At 61.8% G+C, this 23,842-nt stretch carries 20 protein-coding genes; 7 read left to right on the top strand and 13 right to left on the bottom strand.

Annotated elements, in window-relative coordinates; translation table 11 throughout:
- Positions 1 to 41: 41 nt before the first annotated feature.
- The 5 genes from cobA to IDM28_RS15865 all read right to left on the bottom strand — a co-directional run bounded on the left by cobA (position 42) and on the right by IDM28_RS15865 (position 5,704).
- Positions 42 to 791 (bottom strand): uroporphyrinogen-III C-methyltransferase, encoded by a 750-nt coding sequence (gene cobA / locus IDM28_RS15885; protein ID WP_188036441.1) that lies wholly within the window; start codon positions 789 to 791, stop codon positions 42 to 44.
- Positions 792 to 817: 26 nt separating this feature from the next.
- A complete protein-coding gene (locus IDM28_RS15880) occupies positions 818 to 2,488 on the bottom strand; it encodes a bifunctional protein-serine/threonine kinase/phosphatase (protein ID WP_181107897.1) in 1,671 nt (556 codons plus the stop codon).
- 9 nt (positions 2,489 to 2,497) lie between these two features.
- The gene (locus IDM28_RS15875; protein ID WP_101321311.1) at positions 2,498 to 3,709 is read right to left on the bottom strand and encodes a nitrate/nitrite transporter; all 1,212 of its coding nucleotides are present in this window, start codon (positions 3,707 to 3,709) and stop codon (positions 2,498 to 2,500) included.
- 193 nt (positions 3,710 to 3,902) lie between these two features.
- Positions 3,903 to 4,478, bottom strand: a complete 576-nt coding sequence (locus tag IDM28_RS15870) for an ANTAR domain-containing response regulator (RefSeq protein ID WP_101323076.1) — start codon at positions 4,476 to 4,478, stop codon at positions 3,903 to 3,905.
- A gap of 11 nt (positions 4,479 to 4,489) precedes the next feature.
- A complete protein-coding gene (locus IDM28_RS15865; RefSeq protein WP_188036440.1) occupies positions 4,490 to 5,704 on the bottom strand; it encodes a CmpA/NrtA family ABC transporter substrate-binding protein in 1,215 nt (404 codons plus the stop codon).
- A 138-nt stretch (positions 5,705 to 5,842) separates the two neighbouring features.
- Between IDM28_RS15865 and IDM28_RS15860 the strand changes: the two genes are divergently transcribed.
- On the top strand, positions 5,843 to 6,868 hold the full coding sequence (locus IDM28_RS15860; protein WP_188036439.1) for a quinone-dependent dihydroorotate dehydrogenase: 1,026 nt from the start codon (positions 5,843 to 5,845) through the stop codon (positions 6,866 to 6,868).
- A gap of 97 nt (positions 6,869 to 6,965) precedes the next feature.
- On the opposite strand, the gene rmf is transcribed toward IDM28_RS15860, so the two are convergent.
- Positions 6,966 to 7,181: a ribosome modulation factor gene (rmf, locus tag IDM28_RS15855; RefSeq protein ID WP_101321305.1), complete on the bottom strand. Its 216-nt coding sequence runs from the start codon at positions 7,179 to 7,181 to the stop codon at positions 6,966 to 6,968.
- A 546-nt stretch (positions 7,182 to 7,727) separates the two neighbouring features.
- Between rmf and rlmKL the strand changes: the two genes are divergently transcribed.
- Entirely contained in the window at positions 7,728 to 9,929 is a 2,202-nt protein-coding gene (gene rlmKL / locus IDM28_RS15850; RefSeq protein ID WP_150570718.1) for a bifunctional 23S rRNA (guanine(2069)-N(7))-methyltransferase RlmK/23S rRNA (guanine(2445)-N(2))-methyltransferase RlmL, read from the top strand.
- Between the two features lie 101 nt (positions 9,930 to 10,030).
- On the top strand, positions 10,031 to 12,397 hold the full coding sequence (locus IDM28_RS15845) for a sensor domain-containing diguanylate cyclase (RefSeq protein WP_188036438.1): 2,367 nt from the start codon (positions 10,031 to 10,033) through the stop codon (positions 12,395 to 12,397).
- 65 nt (positions 12,398 to 12,462) lie between these two features.
- Here IDM28_RS15845 and dacB read toward each other — a convergent pair whose 3' ends face one another.
- Positions 12,463 to 13,923 carry a D-alanyl-D-alanine carboxypeptidase/D-alanyl-D-alanine-endopeptidase gene (gene dacB, locus IDM28_RS15840; RefSeq protein ID WP_188036437.1) on the bottom strand — a complete coding sequence of 487 codons (1,461 nt, stop codon included), beginning with the start codon at positions 13,921 to 13,923 and terminating at the stop codon, positions 12,463 to 12,465.
- Between the two features lie 184 nt (positions 13,924 to 14,107).
- On the opposite strand from dacB, the gene IDM28_RS15835 reads away from it, so the two are divergent.
- Positions 14,108 to 14,452 (top strand): YggL family protein, encoded by a 345-nt coding sequence (locus IDM28_RS15835; RefSeq protein WP_101321297.1) that lies wholly within the window; start codon positions 14,108 to 14,110, stop codon positions 14,450 to 14,452.
- A gap of 51 nt (positions 14,453 to 14,503) precedes the next feature.
- On the opposite strand, the gene IDM28_RS15830 is transcribed toward IDM28_RS15835, so the two are convergent.
- From IDM28_RS15830 to IDM28_RS15805, 6 genes are all read right to left on the bottom strand, one after another.
- Positions 14,504 to 18,112, bottom strand: a complete 3,609-nt coding sequence (locus IDM28_RS15830) for a response regulator (RefSeq protein WP_188036469.1) — start codon at positions 18,110 to 18,112, stop codon at positions 14,504 to 14,506.
- Positions 18,112 to 18,732 (bottom strand): response regulator transcription factor, encoded by a 621-nt coding sequence (locus IDM28_RS15825; protein WP_101321292.1) that lies wholly within the window; start codon positions 18,730 to 18,732, stop codon positions 18,112 to 18,114. The genes IDM28_RS15830 and IDM28_RS15825 overlap by 1 nt, the downstream gene beginning before the upstream one ends.
- A 316-nt stretch (positions 18,733 to 19,048) precedes the next feature.
- A complete protein-coding gene (locus tag IDM28_RS15820) occupies positions 19,049 to 20,380 on the bottom strand; it encodes a deoxyguanosinetriphosphate triphosphohydrolase (RefSeq protein ID WP_101321290.1) in 1,332 nt (443 codons plus the stop codon).
- 77 nt (positions 20,381 to 20,457) lie between these two features.
- On the bottom strand, positions 20,458 to 20,787 hold the full coding sequence (locus IDM28_RS15815; RefSeq protein WP_188036436.1) for a hypothetical protein: 330 nt from the start codon (positions 20,785 to 20,787) through the stop codon (positions 20,458 to 20,460).
- Positions 20,784 to 21,155: a phage holin family protein gene (locus IDM28_RS15810; RefSeq protein WP_188036435.1), complete on the bottom strand. Its 372-nt coding sequence runs from the start codon at positions 21,153 to 21,155 to the stop codon at positions 20,784 to 20,786. The genes IDM28_RS15815 and IDM28_RS15810 overlap by 4 nt, the downstream gene beginning before the upstream one ends.
- Positions 21,156 to 21,164: 9 nt before the next feature.
- Positions 21,165 to 21,479 carry a YqjD family protein gene (locus IDM28_RS15805; RefSeq protein WP_101321284.1) on the bottom strand — a complete coding sequence of 105 codons (315 nt, stop codon included), beginning with the start codon at positions 21,477 to 21,479 and terminating at the stop codon, positions 21,165 to 21,167.
- Between the two features lie 313 nt (positions 21,480 to 21,792).
- Here IDM28_RS15805 and IDM28_RS15800 point away from each other — a divergent pair, with 313 nt between their 5' ends.
- From IDM28_RS15800 to IDM28_RS15790, 3 genes are all read left to right on the top strand, one after another.
- Entirely contained in the window at positions 21,793 to 23,001 is a 1,209-nt protein-coding gene (locus tag IDM28_RS15800; RefSeq protein WP_188036434.1) for an ammonium transporter, read from the top strand.
- Between the two features lie 56 nt (positions 23,002 to 23,057).
- A complete protein-coding gene (locus tag IDM28_RS15795; RefSeq protein ID WP_150570722.1) occupies positions 23,058 to 23,297 on the top strand; it encodes a glutaredoxin family protein in 240 nt (79 codons plus the stop codon).
- 107 nt (positions 23,298 to 23,404) lie between these two features.
- On the top strand, positions 23,405 to 23,836 hold the full coding sequence (locus tag IDM28_RS15790) for a D-Ala-D-Ala carboxypeptidase family metallohydrolase (RefSeq protein WP_188036433.1): 432 nt from the start codon (positions 23,405 to 23,407) through the stop codon (positions 23,834 to 23,836).
- Positions 23,837 to 23,842 lie beyond the last annotated feature (6 nt).

The following is a 23,842-nucleotide window of genomic DNA, read 5'->3' as shown; positions in this document are numbered from 1 at the left end:
CGGGTTTTTCTTTGCCTGTAAAAAAGTCCGCTGTGCCGCGTTCAGGCAACGCCTACGGCTGCGGTCACCAGCTCGGCCACCGCGCCTTGCCGCGCTACTTCGCCTATCACCAGCACTGCTGGGCTGCGCAGGGCGAAGGCGGTCGCATCCATGGCCATCTCCAGCAGCGTACTGCGGCACTCGCGCTGGCTCGGGAGCGAAGCGTTTTCGATCATGGCGACGGGCGTGTCTGCCGCCATGCCGGCCTCGAGCAAACCCCGGCGAATGTCACCCAGGCGAGCCACGCCCATGTACACCACCAAGGTGGTGCCGCCCTGAGTCAGGCCTGCCCAGTTCAGCTCGCTGTCATCCTGGGTATGTGCAGTCACCAAGGTCACGCCACGGCTGACCCCGCGCAGGGTGAGGGGGATGCCGCACTGAGTGGCACCGGCCAGTCCAGCGGTGATGCCGTTGACCAACTCCACCTCGATACCGCGCTGCTGCAGCCACAGTGCTTCTTCGCCGCCACGGCCAAATATGCATGGGTCGCCGCCTTTCAGGCGCACCACGCAGCGCCCCTGGCGGGCATGGCGCAACATCAGGCGCTGAATGAACGCTTGCGGCGTCGAGCGACAACCGCCGCGTTTGCCCACGGCAATCACCCGTGCCCCTGGGCAATGCTCAAGCACAGCCGGATTGACCAGGTCATCGATCATCACCACCTGCGCCTCGCGCAAGGCCCGTACCGCTTTCAGCGTTAGCAGTTCAGGGTCGCCGGGGCCGGCACCAACCAACCAGATTTTTGCGTTCATCAGATGTTCCTCATCAAGCAGCGCGCTCAGCCCTTGAACAGGCTGAACAGCAATATCAGGTTGAACAGCAGAGACAGCACGGCAAGCGTCTGCCAGACCTTGAGCGGCTCGCGCTCCAGCAATGGCCGTGGCCGCTCGCTCAGTTCCTGGCGGTCGCCACGTTCGAGCAACAGCAGCCATTGCTCGGCGGTTTCGAAACGTTGCCGGGGATCGGCCGCGACGGCTTGCTCCAGATTGCGTTGCAGCCATTCAGGCAGGTCCGGGCGATAACGGCCGGGGCTGACTAGGTGGGTGAAGCGCGGCCGTTGGAAGGCCTCGATTTCACCGTAGGGGTAGTGCCCGGTGAGCAGGTAGTAAAGAGTTACACCCGTGGCATAGAGGTCCTGGCGGGCCTGCGGCAGTTGCCCGTCGAACGCCTCCGGGGCAATGAACGACGGCGTACCGGGCAGGTCATGGGGGGCGTCTTCAGACAGCCCTGGGCAATAAGCAAGGCCAAAGTCGAGCAGGCGCAACTGGCCGTCTGTGCCCAGGTGCAGATTCTCGGGCTTGATATCCCGATGCAGCAGGTTGCGCCGGTGCAGCACGCCGACTGCCTGCAGCAACTGACGGGCGATTTCCAGCCACTGCGCCAGGGGTAGCGGGCCTTGCACGTTGTACAGGGCGCTGAGGGTCTGGCCCGGGTATTCGCGCATCAGGTAGTACACATGCTGACGGTGATTGGCCGCATGCACCTCAGGGAAGTGCCGACCGGCCACCCGCCGCAGAAACCACTCTTCCTGCAGCAAGCGCTGAGCGGCACCCGGATCTGCTTCGACGGCGCCGGGCAGGGTCTTGAGCAGCCACGCCTGGCCCTGGCTATCATGCACCCGATACAGCAGCGACTGGCGGCTGCGGGCCAACTGGGCATCGACCTGCCAGCCATCGATGGCTTGCCCGGGGCGCAGCGGCCCGGGCACTGGCCATTGCTGCAGTTGCGCCAGGGTGTCGCTGAAGTTGCTCGGGCCGAGCTGTTCGACCTGCACCAGCACGGCACTGGCGTTGTCCTGGCTACCGGCATGATGGGCGCTGGCGACCAAGATGTCGGCGGCGTCCTGCAGGTCAGGTTGATCTCTGAGGATGGCGGCAATCGCTTGCTCGCCAAGGCAGGCCCAGACACCATCGCTGAGCAGCAGCAGGGTTTCGCCGGCAACCAGCTCACCGTCCAGGTAGTCCACCAACAGATGCTGGTCCAGGCCCAGCGCGCGCTTGAGGACATGCTGCATGCCCGGCTGATCCCAGACATGGTCTTCGCTCAGGCACAGCAAGCGGCCCTGATCCCAGCGATAGGCACGGCAGTCACCGACGTGGGCGAGGGTGAAGCGGCGCCCGCGCAGGACCAGCGCAGTGAGGGTGGTCAGCAGCGGCTGGCCGCTGCCTTGGGCGCGCAGCCAGCGGTTTTGCGCCAGCAGCAGGCGATCCAGCGCCTGCGCGACCGGCCAGGTAGCCGGCGTGGCGTAGTAGTCCAGCGCCAACGCCTGCAGGCTGGCTCGCGCGGCCAGGCCGCCATCGGCGCACTGACTGACGCCGTCGGCCAGTGCGACCAGATAGCCTTTGCTCGCTGCCAATTCCGGCGCCGGTGTCACCAGGCGCAGAGCGTCCTGGTTTTCGCTGCGCGGACCGGTGGCGCTGGCTTGGGCGAAGCGCAATTGCAGGCTCATGGGTTTGCCCTATACCCGCGCTGCGGTAACCGCAGCCGAGCCCCAGGTGGTGCGCCAGCGTAGTTTGACCCCATGCAGGCCAAACCAGGCCAGCAGGCCCAGGCTTGCGAACAGCCACAGACCCAGCTGGTAGTCACCGGTGTGCTGCTTGATCATGCCCAGCCCTGCGGCCAGGAGGAAGCCACCGATGCCGCCGGCCATGCCGATCAAGCCAGTCATTACTCCGATTTCCTGGCGGAAGCGCTGCGGCACCAGCTGAAACACTGCGCCATTGCCGGCGCCCAGGCCAAGCATGGCGCTGACGAAAAGAGCCAGCGCAGCCGTGGCGCTAGGCAGGTTAAAGCCGACCGCGGCGATACATACCGCAGCTACGCCATACATGCCGAGCAGGGTGCGGATGCCGCCAAAGCGGTCGGCCAGAGCGCCGCCCAGCGGGCGCATCATGCTGCCGCCAAACACGCAGGCCGCGGTGTAGTAGCCGGCAGTGATCGGGTTCAGGCCATATTGGTCGCTGAAGTAGCCCGGCAGGGCGCTGGCCAAGCCAATGAAGCCGCCAAAGGTGACGCTGTAGAAGAACATGAACCACCAGCTATCGCGATCACCCAGCGCCTTGAAGTAGTCGGCCATGGCTTTGCGTTTTGGTCGTTGCGGCGCGTTGCGGGCCAGCAGGGCAAACACCAGCAGAGTCAGCAGCAGCGGGATCAGGGCGAAGCCGAACACGTTGTTCCAGCCATAGGCTGCGGCCAGGGCCGGCGCCAGCAGCGCCGCGAAGACGGTGCCGGAGTTGCCGGCGCCAGCGATGCCCATCGCTTTGCCCTGATGCTGCGGCGGGTACCACTGCGAGGCCAGCGGCAGTGACACGGCGAACGAAGCGCCGGCAAATCCGAGAAAAACTCCCAGCAGCAAGGCTTGTTCGTAGCTGTGCACGCCCCAGTGCCAGGCGCAGGCCAACGCCACGATCACCACCACCTGGCCCATCAGTCCAGCGGTTTTGGGCGACAGACGATCGACCAGCAGACCCATGCCAAAGCGTAGCAGGGCGCCGGCCAGGATGGGCGTGGCGACCATCAGGCCGCGCTCTTGTGGGGTCAACTGCAGGTCGGTGGCAATCTGCACCGCCATCGGGCCGAGCAGGTACCAGACCATGAAACTCAGGTCGAAATACAGGAATGCAGCAAACAGGGTAGGCACATGCCCGGATTTCCAGAAGCTCGTATTCATCGAACACCTCACGCGGCTTGCAACGGTTGTCATGCCCAGGCTGTGCTGGGCTGGAACGAAAAAGACGCCGCTACCCGATCCATCTTGATGGAGGGGTGAGCGACGTCTTTGTCGGAAACTGTGGCAACCGCCGTTGGCTACCTGTAGTGATTGCAGAGCAAAAGCCGGGCCAACCCCTTGGGAGGCAACCGTTTCAGCCGAGCAACTCGTGCATGGCGATGATCTGCTCCGCCACCTGGATGAGCTTCTGCTGCTTGCTCATGGCCTGGCGGCGCATGAGGGTGTAGGCCTGCTCTTCATTGCAGTCCTTCATCTTCATCAGCAAGCCCTTGGCATGCTCCACACGCTTGCGCTCGGCCAGTTGCTGGTCGCGCGCCAACAGCTGGGCCTTGAGCGCCTGGTCGCTCTCGAAGCGGGCCATCGCTACATCCAGAATCGGCTGCAGGCGGCTGCTCTGAATGCCCTCGACGATGTAGGCACTGACCCCGGCGTGGATCGCTTGGCGCATCACATCCGGGTCGTGTTCGTCGGTGAACAGGACAATCGGCCGCGGCAGATCGCGGCTGACCAGCACCACCTGCTCCATGACATCACGCCCCGGTGACTCGGTATCGATCAAGACCACGTCCGGGCGCACCGTTTCGACGCAGGCAGGCAGGTCGATGGTCAGGCCCGTGGCCTCGATGACCTCGAAGCCGGCTTCGATCAGTGCCAGCTTGAGCCGGCCGACTTTTTTTTCTGTGTCGTCGATCAACAGGATCCGTAGCATGTTCAGCCCCTTCACCGAGCGAGATGGGCGCTAGGCGCCGGTGTCATGGCGTGCAGGTGAAAACTGCGGGCGTAGCCATGCGGGTCGCTGCCATCCCAGCGGATGCCGTCGATCAACAGGCTGCTGCGCATTGCTGATACGTCGCCTGGCAAGCCGAGCTCAGCGGCAGCAGCGCGGTACAGGGCTAGCTGCTGCACCTGGTTGGCGACCGTCAGGTAGTCGGGGTCTTCGCGCAGCAAACCCCAGCGGCGGAACTGGGTCATGAACCACATGCCATCGGACAGGTAGGGCTGGTTGGCCCGGCCTTGGTCATGAAAGCGCAGTGCGTGGGGGTCCTGCCAGTGATTGCCCAGCCCGTCCTGATAGTCGCCGAGCAGGCGCGGTTCAATCGTCGCCACTGCAGTATCCAGGTAGGCACTGCCGCTCAGTAGATGAGCCGTGCTACGGCGATTCTCCTGGCTCTGCTCGATAAACTGGCTGGCGGCCAATATCGCCTTGACCAGTGCACGGGCGCTGTTGGGGTACAGCTCAACGAACGCTCGCGCGCAGCCAAGGACCTTTTCCGGGTGGTTCGGCCAGATCGACTGGCTGGTGGCGAGGGTGAAGCCCTGGCCCTCGGCCACCGCCTGGGCTGACCACGGTTCGCCGACGCAGAAGCCATCGATGCGACCGGCCTGTACATGGGCGACCATTTGCGCGGGCGGCACCACGACGCTGGCGACGTCTTGCAGCGGATGAATGCCCTGGCTGGCCAGCCAGTAATACAGCCACATGGCGTGGGTGCCGGTAGGAAATGTCTGGGCAAAGGTCAGCTTCGCCCCTGATTGGTGCACCAGTTTTGCCAGTGCTTCAGGGCTGGTCACGCCTTTGCGCTGCAGGGCGGGTGACAGGTTGATGGCCTGGGCGTTCTGGTTCAGGCCCATCAGCACGGCCATATCGCGGCGGGCGCTGCCGCCGATGCCCAGGTGCACGGCGTAGATCAGGCCATACAGGCAATGCCCTGCATCCAGCTCGCCACTGACCAGCTTGTCACGCATGCCGGCCCAGGAGGCCTGGCGCTTGAGGTTGAGGGTCAGGCCTTGCTGCTGGGCAAAGCCCTGGGTAGCGGCTACCACTACCGAAGCGCAGTCGGTAAGGGCCATGAAACCGATATCGAGGCTGGGTTTTTCCGGCGCGTCACTACCGTTGACCCAGGCCAGAGGTGTTGCGTGGGGAGCTGTATTCACAAAAATCCTCGCCTGTACCGAATAGGCTGTGCCTGCTGTTGAAGCAAGGCATATGCCAGACGGTCAGCAAAGGCCTGTCGCACCAGCGGCGTGCTGGCTATAATCGCCCCCTCACTCATCCCCGAGTCTTGCCCGCCCATGTATAACCTGGCCCGCCAGCTGCTGTTCAAGCTTTCTCCGGAAACCTCCCACGACCTGTCCCTGGACCTGATTGGTGCCGGTGGCCGGCTGGGGCTCAATGGCCTGCTGTGCAAGCAGCCGGCGCCATCGCCAGTGACGGTGATGGGCTTGAACTTCGCCAACCCGGTCGGGCTGGCGGCGGGTCTGGACAAGAACGGCGCGGCCATCGATGGCTTTGCCCAGCTGGGCTTCGGCTTTGTCGAAATCGGTACCGTGACGCCACGCCCGCAGCCGGGCAACCCCAAGCCGCGGCTGTTTCGTCTGCCTGAGGCAACGGCGATCATCAACCGCATGGGCTTCAACAACCTGGGCGTCGATCACCTGCTGGAGCGGGTGCGTGCCTCGCGCTTCGATGGCGTGCTGGGGATCAACATCGGCAAGAACTTCGACACGCCGGTCGAGCGCGCGGTCGACGATTACCTGATTGGCCTGGAGAAGGTCTACAACGACGCCAGCTACATCACCGTCAATGTCAGCTCGCCGAATACCCCGGGCCTGCGCTCGCTGCAGTTCGGTGACTCGCTCAAGCAGTTGCTGGATGCACTTGCGGTGCGCCGCGAGCAGCTTGCCACTGAGTATGCCAAGCGTGTGCCGCTGGCGATCAAGATTGCCCCGGACATGACCGACGAAGAAACCGCACTGGTAGCTGCGGCGCTGCTGGAGTCGGGCATGGATGCAGTGATTGCAACCAACACCACGCTGTCCCGTGAAGGCGTCGAGAGCATGCCGTATGGCGCTGAAGCCGGTGGCCTGTCGGGTGCGCCAGTGCTGGCCAAGAGTACCCATACGGTCAAGGTGCTGGCAGGGGAGTTGGCCGGGCGGATGCCGATCATCGCCGCAGGTGGGATCACCGAAGGCCGTCACGCAGCTGAGAAAATCGCTGCCGGTGCCAGCCTGGTACAGATCTATTCGGGCTTCATTTACAAGGGCCCGGCGCTGATTCGCGAAGCAGTCGATGCCATTGCAGCAATGCCACGGGGCTGATCAGCGGGCATAAAAAAGGGCCCCTTTAAGGGGCCCCTGGGCCGCAGCCCGCCGCCCGGATGGGGCGTGCATGGTGACTCGAATTCAGATTCCTTGATCAGCCAACGGCGTGATTTTCGTTGAGTCTATGAATGCCAGCAGTGCCGGTCATGCCGTCCCAGTTATCTCCGCGACCCTCGCGCCAGCCGTTTATCCAGGCCTGACGTACAGATGCTAGGGTGAAGGGGCAAAGTTCGCGAGATTTGCCGGTGACCCCATACTGGTAGCCACGTGAATATGCTCTTTCCAACGGATCACGCTTAAGTCTTCTCATAGGGTGTTGCCCTCACTTGTTGACTGTAATGTCCCGTCGGCCTCACAGAGGCCGGGCAGAATCTTTCTGCCGGTTTGCGCTCGCTGCCGGCGTGGCGAGCTTGAAGTGCCGTTTCGTTGCGAAGCGGCCTGTGGTCAGTTCTAACCAATGAAAGTCACAGTGTGAATGATCGTTTTGTCATAAGGACGTAACGTTTCTGTAGGTGAAGTGATAAGTAAATAAATGCGACTCAACCTTGTTTGGGCAAATGCCCGCTGTGATCGGGGTTTAGCCGCACTGGCCGCTATTTGGCCAGCGTCGTCAAAAAACGGCTGAATTAATTTGAAATGCGACGAAGGGTCACTTTAATGACCTGGCGCAAGAATTTTTCGTACTGCTCGACGATCAAAGGCTGCTTTCACCCTTGGGTGCATGCACAATTGTCGGGCGGCCAGGCCTTCGCGAATCACGCAAGGCCACCCGAGCGCCTGAAAAGGGCGCTCGGGAAAACCCTGACGGACGATGCGTCGTCCCGTCACTCAAATAGCCATAGGCACTGGATTACTCATGTCGGACCGTTTCGAACTTTACCTCACCTGCCCCAAGGGCCTAGAAGGCCTGCTCGCCGATGAGGCCCGAGGCCTCGGCCTTGAGGACGTGCGTGAGCACACCTCGGCCATTCGTGGCGAGGCCGACATGGAAACCGCCTACCGCTTGTGCCTGTGGTCCCGCTTGGGCAACCGCGTACTGCTGGTGCTCAAACGTTTTGCGATGAAAAATGCCGATGACCTCTACGACGGCGTCAATGCCGTCGAATGGCAGGATCATCTGCTCGCCGATGGCTCACTGGCCGTGGAGTTCAGCGGGCATGGCTCGGGCATCGACAACACCCACTTTGGTGCGCTGAAGGTCAAGGACGCCATCGTCGACAAGCTGCGCGACAAAGACGGCCTGCGCCCGTCGGTCGACAAGCTGAATCCGGACATGCGTGTGCACCTGCGCCTGGATCGTGGTGAAGCGATCCTCTCGCTCGACCTCTCTGGGCACAGCCTGCACCAGCGCGGCTATCGTTTGCAGCAGGGCGCCGCGCCGCTCAAGGAAAACCTCGCCGCAGCGGTGCTGATTCGTTCCGGCTGGCCGCGCATTGCTGCCGAAGGCGGCGCGCTGGCTGACCCGATGTGCGGTGTCGGTACCTTCCTCGTCGAGGCCGCGATGATTGCCGCCGATATTGCGCCCAACCTCAAGCGCGAGCGTTGGGGCTTCAGCGCCTGGCTTGGCCACGTGCCGGCGTTGTGGCGCAAGGTTCATGACGAAGCAACCCAGCGCGCCGAAGCCGGCCTGGCCAAGCCGCCGCTGTGGATTCGCGGTTACGAAGCCGACCCACGGCTGATTCAGCCGGGCCGCAACAACGTCGAACGGGCCGGCCTGAGCGACTGGATCAAGATCTACCAGGGTGAGGTCGGCACGTTTGAACCGCGTCCGGACCAGAACCAGAAAGGTCTGGTCATCAGCAACCCGCCTTACGGCGAGCGTCTGGGCGATGAGGCCAGCTTGCTCTACCTCTACCAGAACCTGGGCGAGCGTCTGCGCCAGGCGTGTCTGGGCTGGGAGGCGGCGGTGTTCACCGGCGCGCCTGAACTGGGCAAGCGTATGGGTGTGCGCAGCCACAAACAGTACGCGTTCTGGAACGGCGCGTTGCCGTGCAAACTGCTGCTGTTCAAGATCCAGCCTGATCAGTTCGTCACGGGTGTCTCCGGCGAGCGTCGGTCTGTCGAGGCCCAGGAAGCTGACAGCGATCGCCCGGTGGCAGTCGTCAACGAGCCGGCGCGCCTTTCCGAAGGTGCGCAGATGTTTGCCAACCGCTTGCAGAAGAACCTCAAGCAGCTGGGCAAGTGGGCCCGCCGCGAACATATCGACTGCTACCGCCTGTATGACGCCGACATGCCCGAATACGCTGTGGCGATCGACCTCTACCAGGATTGGGTGCACGTTCAGGAGTACGCCGCCCCGCGTACCATCGATCCAGAAAAGGCCCAAGGGCGTCTGCTCGATGTGCTTGCAGCGATCCCGCAGGCACTGGGCATCGATCAGCAGCGTATTGTGCTCAAGCGCCGTCAGCGTCAGAGCGGTACTCGCCAGTATGAGCGTCAAGCGACTGAAGGGCGCTTCCAGGAAGTCAGCGAAGGCGGCGTCAAGTTGCTGGTCAACCTGACCGATTATCTCGATACCGGGCTGTTCCTCGATCACCGTCCGATGCGCATGCGCATCCAGCGCGAGGCGGCCGGCAAGCGTTTCCTCAACCTGTTCTGCTACACCGCCACGGCGACTGTGCATGCGGCCAAGGGCGGCGCACGCGAGACCACCAGCGTCGACCTGTCCAAGACCTACCTCGATTGGGCGCGGCGCAACCTCTCGCTCAATGGCTACTCCGATCGCCATCGCCTGGAGCAGGGTGACGTCATGGCCTGGCTGGAGAGCTGCCGCGAGAGCTACGACCTGATCTTCATCGACCCGCCGACGTTCTCCAATTCCAAGCGCATGGAAGGGGTGTTCGACGTGCAGCGCGACCACGTGCAGTTGCTTGACCTGGCCCTGGCCCGGTTGGCGCCTGGCGGTGTGCTGTATTTCTCCAACAACTTCCGCAAGTTCCAGCTCGACGAGAGCGTGAGCGCGCGGTATGCCGTGGAAGAAATAAGCGCGCAGACGGTTGATCCGGACTTTGCTCGCAACAGCAAGATCCACCGTGCCTGGCGCTTGCAGCTGCGCTGAAGTGGCACTGGGTAATGTCGGAGTTGCGCCGCTAATGGCCAATAGCTATAAATAGTCAGGGTTGAAAAATTCGCAGGACGCTGACGTGACGAGATCGCTCTATGTCGAAGGTGCGTGCGAATGTGTTTAGCCTGCTCTATCAGGCATTACCGGCCTGGGCGTTGGCGCTGCTGGCGGTAATCAGCGGCGCTTTGTTCACGGCGGCGCTGACGACCGCCGCGTACAGCTTCTCCAAACAGCAACTGCGCCAGCGCTTCGAGCTGCTGGCCGCAGACCGCTACAGCCGTATTGCCGAACGCCTGGCAGACCAGCAACAGCGCCTGGATAGCCTGCGGCGCTTTTTCAGTTATTCCGATAACGTCACCGCAGGCGAATTTCAGGGTTACGTCAAACCGCTGTTGCAGCGCACTTTGGCCTACGCCTGGGCGCCCGCCGTTGCCACCGCCAGGTGGGGGGCGAGTGCCGAACTGGCTGTCCACAATGCGTCCCCTGATGCTGGCGGCCAGGCGCAGGTACAGCCCTTAGCATTACGCGGCCACGCCTACCCCATACGCTTTGTGCAAACTTCCAATCTGGCTGGGCTGCCTTCTGGCCTGGAGCTGTTCAACCTGAGACGCGTGCAAAGCACTTTGGTGCGCGCGACTACCCCAGGCAGCATGGCGGTGTCCGCGCCATGGCAGTTGCCAGAGCAGCCTGCGGCGGTAGTGCTGATGATGCTTGCTCCAGTCTTCGCCAATGTTGCAGGCGACGGTGTACCCAGTGGCTATGTGATTGTCCTGCTCGACTTGCAGCGCTTGGTCAGCGAGGGCGTGTCAGCTGCAACGGACGACGACCTGGTGGTGCGCATCAGCGATGGCAGCGGGCAAAACCTGCTGTACCAGTCGCTCAACCCGGCAGCGCCGCTGGCAATGGCCAGTGCCCGTCAACTGCAGCTGGCTGGTTATCCCTATCAGATGCTGATTCGTCCCAGCCAAAGCTTCGTGCACGCCAATCGTTCATCGTTGGTGCCGGCGGTCGCGATACTTGGGGCGCTGCTGAGCGTGCTGCTCGGCGCTTTGCTGTACAGCGTGCTCAGCCAGCGCCAGCGCGCATTGAAGCTGGTCGAGCAGCGCACGGCCGAATTGCGCATCAGTGAGCAGTCTCTCAGGGGCACCCATAACCAACTGCGCAGCGTGCTCGATGCGGCAACTCAGGTGGCGATTATCGCCACTGACCTCGAGGGCCGGATCATCACCTTCAATGCTGGCGCCGAGCGCATGCTGGGTTATGCCGCCAGCGAAGTGGTCGGCCGGCTTGATCTGCCCGCGCTGATTCAGGCCGACGAGTTGCACCAGCGCGCCCAGGCCCTGAGCCAGCAGCACGGCCGCGACATCAGCTGCGCTCAGGCAATCTTTGCCGATGCGGCGCAGGCCGCGGATAACCAGCCTGGCGAATGGACCCTGCAACGTAGCGATGGCAGCCAGCTGCTGGCGACCATGCTGGTCAGCCCGGTGCTCGATGAGCACGGCCGTTGGGTCGGCTACCTGGCAATCTGCATTGATGTCACTGAACGGCGCCGCGTGCATGAGGCACTGGCGGTGCGTGATCGGCTGCTGGAGAAGCTCAGTGCCGAAGTGCCTGGAGGCATCTATCAGTACCGTCTGGATGCGTCTGGACATACATGTTTTCCCTACGCCAGCCAGGGCTTGTTCGACATCTACGAGATCGATCTGCATCAGCTGCGTGAGGATGCGGCGCCGATTACCGAGCGGATTCATCCTGATGACCTGGAGCGGGTGCTGCGCTCGATCCGTTACTCGGCAGAGCACCTTGCCCCGTGGCGCGAAGAGTATCGGGTGATTCTGCCGCAGGCCGGTTTGCGCTGGGTGCGCGGTGAGGCCACGCCTGAACTGGGCGAGGCGGGATGCACCTTGTGGCATGGCTATCTGACCGATGTTTCCGAGCCCAAGCGGGTCGAGCACGAGCTGCGGGCGCTATCGATTACCGACGTGTTGACCGGTATTCACAACCGCCGCTACTTCCAGGAGCGGCTGAAGATCGAGCTTGATCGCGCCGCGCGTGATGGCCTGGAGCTGGCGGTGATCATGCTCGATGTCGATCACTTCAAGCGCATCAACGATGAGCATGGGCATGCGGTAGGTGACGATGTCCTGCGCAGCCTGTGCCAGCACATCAGCCATCGTCTGCGCCGTACGGACGTGTTCTGCCGGCTCGGGGGCGAGGAGTTCATGGTGCTGTGCCCAGGTAGCGATATCGCGCAGGCGCGCACCCTGGCGCTGGAGCTGTGGCAGGGGGTACGCAGTTTGGTGATCAACGGGGTCGGCAAGGTCACGGCAAGCTTCGGCGTGGCTGCCTGGCACCCGGGGGAGGGCGCCGATGCGCTGCTGCTGCTGCTGCTGCGCGCCGATGCCGGGGTGTACGCGGCCAAGCAGGGTGGCCGCGACCGAGTTGAAGTAGTGCAGCCTTAAGTCGGCCTGATCTGCCTGCCGAGCAGCGCCGCGGCGGCTGGCACGCGCTGCTCAGACTGCTTGGTTCAGAGCCCCGATGCGGCGGTGCCAGTATTCAGTTTCGGCTGGCGATACAGCTCAAGCAGCACCTGATCAAGCACTTGTGACGCACCCCATGGCTTGGGATCATTCAGGATCGCCGCCACTGCCCAGGTGTGGCCGTTGCTGTCGCGGCTGAAGCCGGCGATTGCGCGCACGGTATTCAAAGTGCCGGTCTTGATATGCGCCTGGCCGGTCATGGCAGTGCGTTTAAGGCGCTTGCGCATGGTCCCGTCCATGCCCACCAGCGGCATCGAGCTGATGAATTCAGCAGCGTAAGGGCTGTTCCAGGCCGCCTGCAGCAGGGTGGCCATTTCACGCGTGCTGACACGTTCAGCGCGAGACAGGCCAGAGCCGTTCTCCATCACCAGGTGCGGTGAGGTGATACCTTTTTTCGCCATCCACTGACGCACGACCCGTTGTGCGGCGCGCGCGTCATCGCCGTCGGCATCGGTACGGAACTGCGCGCCCAGGCTCAGGAACAGCTGCTGAGCCATGGTGTTGTTGCTGTATTTGTTGATGTCGCGGATCACCTCGACCAGGTCGGGCGAGAATGCCCGCGCCAGTACTCGGGCGCTTTTCGGCACGTTCTCGATGCGATCGCCACCCTGGATGGTGCCGCCCAGTTCGTTCCAGATTGCGCGAACGGCACCTGCCGCGTAGGCGGGGTGGTCGAGCAGGGCCAGATAGGTCTGCGAGTTGCAGCCTTCGCCCAATTGGCCGCTGACCACTACGGTGACACCGTCTGGTCTGACCTGCGGGTTATAGCGGACCTCACCGGCGCACTGCTTGGAGGCGACCGCCTTGACCTGATTGTCGATGCGGATGCTGGCAATCGGCGGTTCGACTGCAATCATGACCTTGCCGCCGTCATTGCGAGCAACGAAACGCAGCGCCTTGAGGTTGACCAGCAACGAGTCTGGCTTGACCAGAAACGGCTTGTTGGTGTCGCCGCCGTCATCGTCGAAGTGGGGCAGGTTGGGCTGCACGAAGTGGCTGCGGTCCAGCACCAGGTCACCGGTGACGGTGCGCACGCCGTTGGCGCGCAGGTCACGCATCAGCAGCCAGAGCTTTTCCATGTTCAGTTTGGGATCGCCGCCACCCTTGAGGTACAGGTTGCCGTTGAGCACGCCATTGCTCAGGGTGCCATCGGTGTAGAACTCGGTTTTCCATTGAAAGGTCGGGCCAAGCAGCTCGAGGGCGGCGTAGGTGGTAACCAGTTTCATGGTTGAGGCCGGGTTGACCGACACATCGGCGTTGAACACCGTTGCCGTACCGGGGCCATCGAGGGGCAGCATGACCAGCGACAGGGCGTTGTCCTGCAATTTGTTGGTCTTGAGAGCCTGTTGCACCTTGGGCGGCAAGGTGGTGTTGACGGCGGCCTCAGTGGGCATGGCCAGAGGCAGCATCAGGCCGGCGAGCAGCAGTGGGCGGAGCGCTTTGATCATAAGTAGGAAAACCCTGCGGGCGAGGGGGAAATAACGGGGCTGTAAAAGATGGTGGCCCCAGATCGAAATATAGCGGGCATTATGCCCCAAGCGCGTCCTGTATGTGCCGGGTTCGACACAAAAGCGCCGCTGCGCCCCGGAAACTGGTAAAGTGCCGCCCGTAATTACTTAAGAGGATTGTTTCATGGCTACCAACCGTTCCCGCCGTCTGCGCAAAAAACTCTGCGTAGATGAATTCCAGGAGCTGGGCTTCGAACTGAACCTTGGTTTCAAGGAAGACCTGTCTGAAGAAGCCATCGATGCCTTCCTCGACGCCTTCCTGGTAGAAGCCATGGACGCCAACGGCCTGGACTACGTCGGCGGCGATGACTTCGGTCTGGTCTGCCTGGCCGAACGTGGCTCGGTCAGCGAAGAGCAGCGTGCTGCTGTCGAAGCGTGGCTCAAGGGCCGTAACGAGCTGACCGAAGTCAAAGTCAGCCCGCTGCTGGACGCCTGGTATCCGGAAAAGCCGATCAACTCGGCTTCCTGAACCAGCCTGGCGGGCGCTGTCGGCGCGCCGCCATGCCAAAGCCCTGAACGCTCAGCCCAGCTGACGGCTCAGGGCTTTTTCAATTCTGCGCATGTGCCTGGCCAAGGCCTGCCGCTTCAGCTTCAACTCGTGCAGCGTCAGTTCGCCACTGGCGAGCAGCTCGCACACCTCCATCATTGCCTGAGCATCCAGCATCCGTGCGGCGCTGAGGATTTTGTGTGCCTGCTCGACGATGGCCAGGGCCTGCTGCTCTGGATCAAGGCTCATCAGCACTGTGCAGTCATCCTTCAGGCTCTGCTGCAACAGCTGCAGAAAACGCTGTTGATCTGCCGGGTCGTCGCCAGCAACCCTCCTCACACTGGCGACGTCGAACGCCGTTCGGCGGGGCTGTAGCGCCGCGGATTCGGGTAATGGAGTGACGTTGGCGAGGTGCTCACTCAGCGTACGCAGGCTTATCGGCTTGAGCAGGCAGTCGTTCATGCCCGCATCCAGGCAGCGCTGGCGAACTTCGGGTTGGGCATTGGCGGTGTAGCCAAAAATGACGCAGGGTGGCCGGTTGCTGGCGCGCTCTTCAGCGCGGATGGCTCGCGTCACCTGATAGCCGTTCATGTGGGGCATGTTGCAGTCGAGCAGCAGCACATCGAACGTAGCGCTGTGCCAACATTGCAAGGCTTCATTGCCATCCCGGGCACTGGTGTGGCGCAGCCCCATGAAATTCAACTGCTGCGCCATCAGCATCAAGTTGGCGGGGTGGTCGTCGATGACCAGTACGCGCAAGTCGGGATTGAGCGCGTCGACCTGGCGTATCGCCGCCTCGGCTGCCACCGGTGCACCGGCTGGGCAGACCTGCATGCTCAGGCGGACCTGGGTGCCTACCCCCTGCAAACTGCGCAGGGTCAGTGTGCCACCCATCATTTCGCACAGGGTGCGGCTGATGGTCAGGCCCAACCCGGTGCCGCAGCGTGCGCCGTCGCTCTGGGTGTTGGCCTGCACGAAGGGACTGAACAGCCCTTGTATTTCGTGCTCGGGAATGCCGATGCCGCTGTCGCGCACCTCAAGTTCCAGTTGGGTGGTTGGCGCAGAAGCTGACCGGTGCAGCTGTGCGTGTACGCGGACCTGGCCAATGTCGGTGAACTTGATCGCATTGCTGAGCAGATTGCTCAGTACCTGCTTGAAACGCAGTGGGTCGAGCAGTACGTGACGTTGTGCGCTCGGCTCGATCTGGACTTCCAGTGCCAGGCCCTTTTCACGTGCCTGGCCTTCAAATACCCGCGCTACGGATTTGATCAAAGCAGCCAGCTCGACCGGTTCTGGCGCCAGGCTCATGTGCCCGGATTCAATCCGCACGATATCCAGGATATCTCCGATCAGGCCCAGCAGGTCGGTAGCGGAATGGTAGGCGACTTCCAGTGCCGGTTTGTCCACGCGGCCTTGATCGGCGTGCCTGACGGCGAGTTCGAGCATGCCGATGACTGCGTTCATCGGCGTGCGAATTTCATGGCTGATGGTTGCCAGAAAGGTGCTCTTGGCACGGTTGGCATCATCGGCCTGCTGTTTTGCCAGGCGCAGCTCCTGCACCAGCTGGCGGCGCTCGCTGATATCGATCCAGCCGCCAATGATGCCCTGCACTTCACCCAACGAGTCACGATAGGGCAGGACCCAGTGGTACACCGTCAGTTCGCGATTTTTCAGGCGGAGCTGGCGATCAAGGATCAACGGCTCGCCGGCGGCCATGACCTGCTGATAGTCGGCTTCGATCTGATGCGTACAGGCATGCTGGCTGCCCAAGCTCTCTTCCAGGCGTTTGCCAATGACGTCTTGCGCACAGGCGTCCATCGCCTTCAGGTAACTGTCGTTGCAGCTTTGCAACTTGCCATCACGACCCCGCACAAACAGCGGATGAGGAGTGCCATTGAGCATCACCTGCATGAATTCGAGTTGGTCGTTGAGGGCTCGTTCGACGCGTTGGCGATGGCGAATCTGGCGGCGCAGATGCGCGTTCCAGACCAGCGCCAGCAACAGTAAAGAGCAGATTCCCACTGCAATCTGCAGAGCCAGATGCCGCAGGTTCCGCCAATAGGCATCGTCTTGCGCATTGAGGCCGCTCCAGCGGTTGTAGATCGCGCCAAATTCTTCTGGAGAGATACTCAACAAGGCCTTGTCGAGGATAGCTGCCAGCGGCTGCGCATTGCTGGCATTCGCCATCGCGAAGCTGGCGGGCTCGATGCCCACCGTATTGCGAATCACCAGATCCGGGTCGCTGGCCAGCGCATGGTTGGCATCGATCAGCGTGCTGACAGCGCCGTCGACGGCACTGCTGCTGAGCAGCGCCAGGGAGTAGTACGGGCTTTCGGTCTGGATAGCCATGACATCCGGGTACTGCTGGGCAAGCAGTTGCGCTGCTGCGCTGCCACGTGTGACGGCAACCCGCTTGCCGTTGAGTTGCTCGAATGAGCTGGCCGTTTCGTTGTGTCGGGTGACCAGCACCAGCGAGCTTTCCAGATACGGCCGAGTCACCAGCAGTTGCGGGTTGTGCTGCTCTTGCATCGGCAGTGCTGCAATGACATCGGCGCGACCATCGGCAATCCGCGCGAGCATGTCGTCAACACTGCCCGCACGCTGAATCTCGAAATGCAGACCTGTGCGCAGCCTGAGCATTTCCAGCAGGTCGGCGGTAATGCCGCGGAACTGACCGGCCGCGTCGAAGTAGGACACCGGGGCCGCCGTTTCGTCGATGACTACCCGCAACAATGGACGCTGCCTTAGCCACTGTTCTTCTGCTGGGCTTAGCTGCAGCTTGCGCTCGCTCAGCAGAATGTCGCTACCGGCGCTCCAGCGTTTGAGAATGTTGCTTTGCACCACCACTGGCTGAGCTTGCAGCGCGAGGTTGATCAACCCTCTGAGCATCGATGCGTCGCGGCGCATGGCGAAGCTGAAGCCAATGGCCTCATGCTGGCCAAAATTGGCCATACGCAGGCGCGGCAGATGGCCCTGATTGAGTTGAAAGTAGGTGGAAATGGTATCGCCGATGAAGACGTCGGCCTGCCCAAATGCAACCGCATTGAGTGCCTGGGTCGACGAGCCGAACGTCAGCAGTGAAGCGTTGGGGTAGGTCTCGCGTACCACCTTGGGCGGCAGGTAGTGATACAGCATGCTCAGGCGCATGCCATTGAGGCCGTTGTTCAGCGGGCGCGCCTCGTCCTCGCGAGTCACCAGCACGGGTTGGTCGACCGCATACGGGACCGACAGCCCCAGCCCTTGCGCAGCGGCTTCGAAACCGTTAGCGCTGCCCAACAGGTCAATCCGCCCTTGCTTGAGCGCCTCGACGGCATCCAGGCGATTGTCGAAACGCAATACTTTCACCGGCAGCCCGAGCGCGCTGCTGATCACCGCAGCGTACTCGGCGGTAATGCCCTGGTAGTCACGGCCACCGCTGGTGATATCGAACGGGGGGTAATCGGGGAAAGAGGTGCCTAGCGTCAGTTGCTGCTTTGTCTCAAGCCAGTTGCGCTGCTCGGCGCTGAGCTGTGGGCGGCTTGGTTGTGCTGACGTACGTTTGAGCAAGGTCAGTGTCGTAGGCTCCTGCTCCGCCGCCACCGACAAGCCGGTGGCGGCCAGGAAAAGGCACAAACAGGTCAAGTAATGCCCCACTCGCAGCATCACACCAGCGCGTTCCGTTTGGCCACGTCAATCAGGTCGACCAAAGTACTTACCCGTAGTTTTTGCATCAGGCGTTTTTTGTAGGTGCTCACTGTCTTGTTGCTGAGAAACATGCCTGAAGCGATTTCCTTGTTGCTTCGACCCTGGGCAAAAAGTTGCAGCACCATCAGTTCTCGATCATTGACCTGTCGGAATAGACCTAATTCCGATCTGCTGCTTTCTGTCTCACCCTGCAGGACTTGGCTGGGGAAATAGTTGTAGCCAGCAAGTACTGCCTTGATTGCACTGATGAGTTCGCTCAAGTCTTCCTGCTTGCAGACATAGCCCGATGCGCCCGAATGCATGCAGCGAATGGCGAACAGCGCGGGTGACTGGGCAGTTAGTACCAGCACCTTCATGGGCAGGGCCATGCTCTGGAAACGCGCCAGCACTTCGAGCCCATCCAGTCGCGGGATAGCGATGTCAAGGATGACCAGGTTGGGGCGTGCCTCGCGAATCAGCTGCATCGCGTCGACGCCGTTGTCAGACTCGCCGACGATCTTGTAACCCTGGTTTTCCAGTAGCATGCGTACGGCCAAGCGAATAACCGGATGGTCGTCGACAATAAATACGGATTGCATAGTTAACATTCCATTGGGACAGATGGCGTGAACAGAGCGCACCTTAACCCAGATGGGCGGCAGGAAGCAGGCAACAAGCGTTTGTCAGTCGTATATGGGAAATGGACTACAGTAAGAGACTACATAGCCGATGATTCTTGAGACGAGATGTTTATATGTAGCAAGAAATTAGTAACGTGGTGTGAGTGGCTGTTAGTTGGGGTTGGTTAATCGATAGGCGTGAGATTGGTTCATCTATCTACACTGCTAACCTTCGCATAACCGGGGCCGCACAGCGGCCCCAATACTGGCTGAGATCTGCCTAAGTTTGCCGTATTCAGGTCGGGCTGGAACGCCCAGTCATCTCACAAGCCATCTCGCTGGCATAGCTGTCGGTCATGCCGGCGATGAAATCAATCATCCGCAGGAAGGCGTTGTGCAACGTGTCATCAGGGCTTGGCGCATGGTTGCCAATCAGGTCGAGCACTCGCCGGCTTTTGAACGACGGGGTGCGCCCGCCGTGTTGTTCCAGGGCCGCGCCACAAAAAGCGTTGAGCAAGATTTCCAGCGTGGTGTAAGCGCCAATCTCGTGCAGCGTCTTGCGCTTGTCCTGGAAAATCTTCTTGCGCGCCATGTCCTTGGCCTGCAGTACACAGCGCTTGGCAGGGCCGTGCATGTGCTCGACCAGGTCGCCCGCTAACTGACCGCTGAGCAACGCCCGTTGCTGCTCGACGAACGCTTCGGCTGCCGCATTGGTCAGGTGTTCGATAGCCTTGCCGCGCAAGATCGCCAGCTTGCGTCGGCGCGAGTCGTTGGCGCCGAGCTGGCGGTAGGTCTCGGGCAGGTCGTCACCGACCAGGTCCAGCAGCAGCGCTTCGACTTCGGCATATTGCAGCAGCTCCATCTCGACCCCGTCTTCAAGGTCGATCAAGGCGTAGCAGATATCGTCGGCAGCCTCCATCAGGTACACCAGCGGATGGCGTGCCCAGCGTTGCTCCTCGAGCTGCGGCAGGCCCAGCTTGCGTGCGATCTGCTCGAGCAACGGCAGCTCGCTCTGATAGCTGCCGAACTTGTGCTTCTTGTAGCCCAGGGCATCGGCGTGACGCGAGCTCCACGGGTATTTAAGGTAGGTGCCGAGGGTGGCGTAGGTCAGCCTGGTACCGCCATCGAACTGGTGATACTCCAACTGTGTGAGCACCCGAAAGCCCTGCGCATTGCCTTCGAAATTGAGAAAGTCAGCGCGTTGCTCGTCGCTCATGCCGTCCAGCCAGCCGCGACCTGCCGCCTGCTGAAACCAGGAGCGGATCGCGTCTTCGCCAGAGTGGCCGAACGGCGGATTACCGATGTCGTGGGCCAGGCAGGCCGACTGCACGATCATGCCCAGGTCGCTTGGCTCGCACCAGGCCGGCAGCTCGTCGCGCAAGGTCTCGCCCACACGCATGCCGAGTGAGCGGCCGACGCAGCTCACTTCCAGCGAATGGGTCAGGCGGGTATGAATATGGTCGTTGCTCGACACCGGGTGGACTTGAGTCTTGCGTCCAAGCCGGCGAAACGCACCGGAAAAGATGATCCGGTCGTGGTCCTTATGGAAGGGACTGCGCCCTAGTTCCTCAGGGCTGTACAGGGCCTTGCCCAGGCGCTCACGGGTCAGCAGGGTATCCCAGTCCAATGCTCGCTCTCCGATCGGATAATCGCCATAGCTTCAGGGTAGCGCTGCGCCTGCGCAAGGGGCAGGCGCAGCCGCTGCTAGCGGCGTCGACCGTTGTGCAGGAACAGTCTGGCCAAGGGCAGCAACGTGCCGCCCAGGCGCAGCAAGCGCGTAAGGCCACCACCGCGGGCACCCTTGCCAGTCAGAAAGCCCATGAAAACCACGCCGGCAATGCCCCATAACGGCGCATGCTTGATCCCCAGCCCTTGCTGCACAGAGCTACCTATGCCGCGCAGGCGACGGACTGGCTCGAGCAGTTGCGCCGATTCCTGGCGGATTTCCTGGCGGTGCATTTCGAGGCGCAGACGCAACAGCGCCTTGCGCAGCTCGCGCGGATTACGCGTATTGGGAAGTTCAGGCAGGCTCATGGCAACAGTCGCTCCCGATCCTTGGCAAGCTCCTCAAGTGTGGAGCTGAACGGTGAAGACTCATCGAATACCGCAGCTTTCAGGCGAACAGCGCAGTACAGCGTGGCGAGGCAGTAGAACACGCACAGACCGATGATCCCGGCCAGGCGATAACTGTCCCAGACCAGTACCAGCAGCAGACCAGACAATGCCGACAGCAACAGCAGGGCAAATACCAATGCCATGCCTGCGAACAGCAGCAGCTTCAAGGTACGGCCTTTCTGCTCCTGCAGCTCGATGCCGAACAGCTCGATGTGGCTGTGCAGCAGGCCAAGCACGGCAGCGCCGAGGCGCTTGCCGGTTGCGCTAGTGGAGGCGTCATTTTCCATGAAGTTACCTCAGCGGCGATTGGCCAGCAGCCCGATCAGCAGGCCGACACCTGCAGCAATGCCGATAGCCTGCCAAGGGTTTTCTTGGACATAGGCTTCGGCTTGAACAACCGCCTCCTGACCGCGGGCGCGCACCGATTCCTGAGTCACCTGCAGGTTGGCACGAGCCTCTTCGAGGCGCGCATGAATCTGTTCGCGCAATTCGTCAGCCTGATCACCCGCCAGATTGGCCGTGTCCGCCAGCAGCCGCTCGGTGTCGCGTACTAGCGCCTGGAAGTCAGCCATCAATATCTCTTGAGCATTCTTTGCCGATTTGCTGGCCATTGGGTCTCTCCCTGTTTAGGTATGTGGATAATTCGAGTGATGGCTGTTGTGAAGGTTCACTGCAGTTGCTGGTATGGCGTTTGCTAAGTGTTTGTTAAGTATTGGGGCGTGCCCGCAGCGGCTGCGACGATTTCGCGCATCACGTCTGCACATACCGATAAACCTTAACCCAATCCACGACAAACCCAAGAAAAAACCACGCACGTTCCGCCAGGCCTCACCAGAACAGGGCAGCGGGGCGGGCACCGATTCGGTGCAGGGATGCCGGTTCTTGAACTGTCATGGTGCCTTTTTCAGCAGGTCTGCCAATTTCATGGAAAACACCCACAGCGCAATGGACTCTCTGGTCCACGGTTCCAACACGCTTTTCTTACTGATGGGCGCCATTCTGGTGCTGGCGATGCATGCCGGTTTTGCCTTTCTGGAAGTAGGTACGGTTCGCCACAAGAATCAGGTCAACGCACTGTCGAAGATCCTCAGCGACTTTGCCATTTCGGCGCTGGTGTACTTTTTCGTCGGTTACTGGGTTGCTTATGGGGTGACCTTCCTGCAGCCGGCAGCGACGCTGGCCAGCGATCATGGCTACGCCTTGGTGAAGTGCTTTTTCCTGATCACCTTCGCAGCGGCCATTCCCGCGATCATCTCCGGCGGCATCGCCGAACGTGCCCGCTTCGCCCCGCAGTTATGCGCGACAGCGCTGATTGTGGCGTTCGTCTACCCGTTCTATGAAGGCATTGTGTGGAACGGCAATTTTGGCTTGCAGGAATGGCTGCAACAGCGCTTCGGTGCGCCGTTTCACGACTTCGCTGGCTCGGTGGTAGTGCATGCCATGGGCGGCTGGCTGGCCCTGGCAGCGGTGTTGCTGCTTGGCGCACGGCGTGGGCGTTATCGTGACGGGCGACTGATCGCCTTTGCTCCCTCGAGCATTCCGTTTCTCGCGTTGGGCTCTTGGATCCTGATCATCGGCTGGTTCGGCTTCAACGTCATGAGCGCGCAGAGCCTGCAAGGGATCAGTGGCCTGGTGGCGATCAATTCGCTGATGGCAATGGTGGGCGGCACCCTGGCAGCGCTGCTGGCCGGGCGCAATGACCCAGGCTTTCTGCACAACGGTCCGTTGGCTGGGCTGGTGGCGGTCTGTGCCGGCTCCGACCTGATGCATCCACTTGGCGCGCTGCTCACCGGCGTAGTGGCGGGTGGGCTGTTCGTCTGGTGTTTCACCGCTGCGCAGAACCGCTGGAAAATCGACGATGTTCTCGGCGTCTGGCCACTGCATGGCGTTTGCGGTGTGTGGGGCGGCATCGCCTGCGGGATCTTTGCCCAGCCGAGCCTGGCTGGTCTGGGCGGGGTGAGCATGATCAGTCAACTGATCGGCAGCCTCGGCGGTGTACTCGTGGCATTGACCGGTGGCCTGGTCGTGTATGGCTTGCTCAAGGCTACGCTGGGCTTGCGTCTGAGCCATGAGCAGGAGTTTCAGGGGGCAGACCTGTCGCTGCATCGAATCGGTGCCACCAGCCAGGATTGACGGGTGCGGGCTGGACTTTACAATAAGTCCACCTCTCCATTGTGCGCAGGCCCGCCATGCTTCCGGAATGCCAACTGCTGGGCACCCTTGGGTGCCACCTGTGCGAAGTCGCCGAAGCCGTGCTGATGCCATTCGTCGAGCGCGGCCTGCTGGTCGAACTGGTCGACATCAGTGAACAGGAGGCATTGTTCGAGCGCTATGGATTGATCATCCCGGTGCTGCGTCGGTGCGATTCAGGCGATGAGTTGCACTGGCCGTTCGATAGCGAACAGGTGGTGGCTTTCCTCCGGCAATGATCGCCCCAGGGGCGGCGCGTCCCTCGTGTGCAAACCTGTGTGGTGACAGATGATCGGCCCTGGCCCGCCATGAGCGAGCCTTGCCATCAGCCACGCAGAGGTCCGTGATGTTCATCACCCCCCACTTCACGCTAGCCGAAATGACCGCTTCCAGCACAGCAGCGCTTGCAGGTCTGGATAACACGCCGCCGCCCGCGGCGTTGGCGAACCTGGGCCTGTTATGCGGCGTACTCGAGCAGGTGCGTAGTCTGCTCCAGGTGCCACTGACGATTACCAGCGGCTTTCGTAGCCAGGCGCTCAACCACAAGGTCGGCGGCACAGCGCAAAGCGCTCATGTACTGGGGCTGGCGGCTGACTTCACGGCTTTGAACATTCCCGCACGCCAAGTTGCAATACGGATTCGCGACAGTGACATCATGTTCGATCAGTTGATTCTCGAGTTCGACAGCTGGGTCCACCTGGGTGTCTCGACCGAGCATCCACGCCGTCAGGTACTGACTATTCAACGAGGCAGCGGCTACCTACCGGGCATCCACTGACAGCGC

Origin of the sequence: Pseudomonas sp. EZ-C24 (genome assembly GCF_014525325.1) — a bacterium.
GTDB classification, from domain to species: domain Bacteria; phylum Pseudomonadota; class Gammaproteobacteria; order Pseudomonadales; family Pseudomonadaceae; genus Aquipseudomonas; species Aquipseudomonas shirazensis.
Note: the sequence above shows the minus strand (reverse complement) of the source record. Positions and strands in the feature narration are given on the sequence as shown.

What these genes read in the sequence shown, in the direction of transcription:
- IDM28_RS15795 (WP_150570722.1), top strand. Translation starts at nt 23,058, where the DNA reads ATGCTTCCGGAATGCCAACTGCTGGGCACCCTTGGGTGCCACCTGTGC.
- IDM28_RS15860 (WP_188036439.1), top strand. Translation starts at nt 5,843, where the DNA reads ATGTATAACCTGGCCCGCCAGCTGCTGTTCAAGCTTTCTCCGGAAACC.
- IDM28_RS15810 (WP_188036435.1), bottom strand. Translation starts at nt 21,155, where the DNA reads ATGGAAAATGACGCCTCCACTAGCGCAACCGGCAAGCGCCTCGGCGCT.
- IDM28_RS15845 (WP_188036438.1), top strand. Translation starts at nt 10,031, where the DNA reads ATGTCGAAGGTGCGTGCGAATGTGTTTAGCCTGCTCTATCAGGCATTA.
- IDM28_RS15815 (WP_188036436.1), bottom strand. Translation starts at nt 20,787, where the DNA reads ATGAGCCTGCCTGAACTTCCCAATACGCGTAATCCGCGCGAGCTGCGC.
- IDM28_RS15805 (WP_101321284.1), bottom strand. Translation starts at nt 21,479, where the DNA reads ATGGCCAGCAAATCGGCAAAGAATGCTCAAGAGATATTGATGGCTGAC.
- IDM28_RS15835 (WP_101321297.1), top strand. Translation starts at nt 14,108, where the DNA reads ATGGCTACCAACCGTTCCCGCCGTCTGCGCAAAAAACTCTGCGTAGAT.
- rlmKL (WP_150570718.1), top strand. Translation starts at nt 7,728, where the DNA reads ATGTCGGACCGTTTCGAACTTTACCTCACCTGCCCCAAGGGCCTAGAA.
- IDM28_RS15875 (WP_101321311.1), bottom strand. Translation starts at nt 3,709, where the DNA reads ATGAATACGAGCTTCTGGAAATCCGGGCATGTGCCTACCCTGTTTGCT.
- dacB (WP_188036437.1), bottom strand. Translation starts at nt 13,923, where the DNA reads ATGATCAAAGCGCTCCGCCCACTGCTGCTCGCCGGCCTGATGCTGCCT.
- IDM28_RS15790 (WP_188036433.1), top strand. Translation starts at nt 23,405, where the DNA reads ATGTTCATCACCCCCCACTTCACGCTAGCCGAAATGACCGCTTCCAGC.
- IDM28_RS15825 (WP_101321292.1), bottom strand. Translation starts at nt 18,732, where the DNA reads ATGCAATCCGTATTTATTGTCGACGACCATCCGGTTATTCGCTTGGCC.
- IDM28_RS15870 (WP_101323076.1), bottom strand. Translation starts at nt 4,478, where the DNA reads ATGCTACGGATCCTGTTGATCGACGACACAGAAAAAAAAGTCGGCCGG.
- rmf (WP_101321305.1), bottom strand. Translation starts at nt 7,181, where the DNA reads ATGAGAAGACTTAAGCGTGATCCGTTGGAAAGAGCATATTCACGTGGC.
- IDM28_RS15880 (WP_181107897.1), bottom strand. Translation starts at nt 2,488, where the DNA reads ATGAGCCTGCAATTGCGCTTCGCCCAAGCCAGCGCCACCGGTCCGCGC.
- cobA (WP_188036441.1), bottom strand. Translation starts at nt 791, where the DNA reads ATGAACGCAAAAATCTGGTTGGTTGGTGCCGGCCCCGGCGACCCTGAA.
- IDM28_RS15830 (WP_188036469.1), bottom strand. Translation starts at nt 18,112, where the DNA reads ATGCTGCGAGTGGGGCATTACTTGACCTGTTTGTGCCTTTTCCTGGCC.
- IDM28_RS15800 (WP_188036434.1), top strand. Translation starts at nt 21,793, where the DNA reads ATGGAAAACACCCACAGCGCAATGGACTCTCTGGTCCACGGTTCCAAC.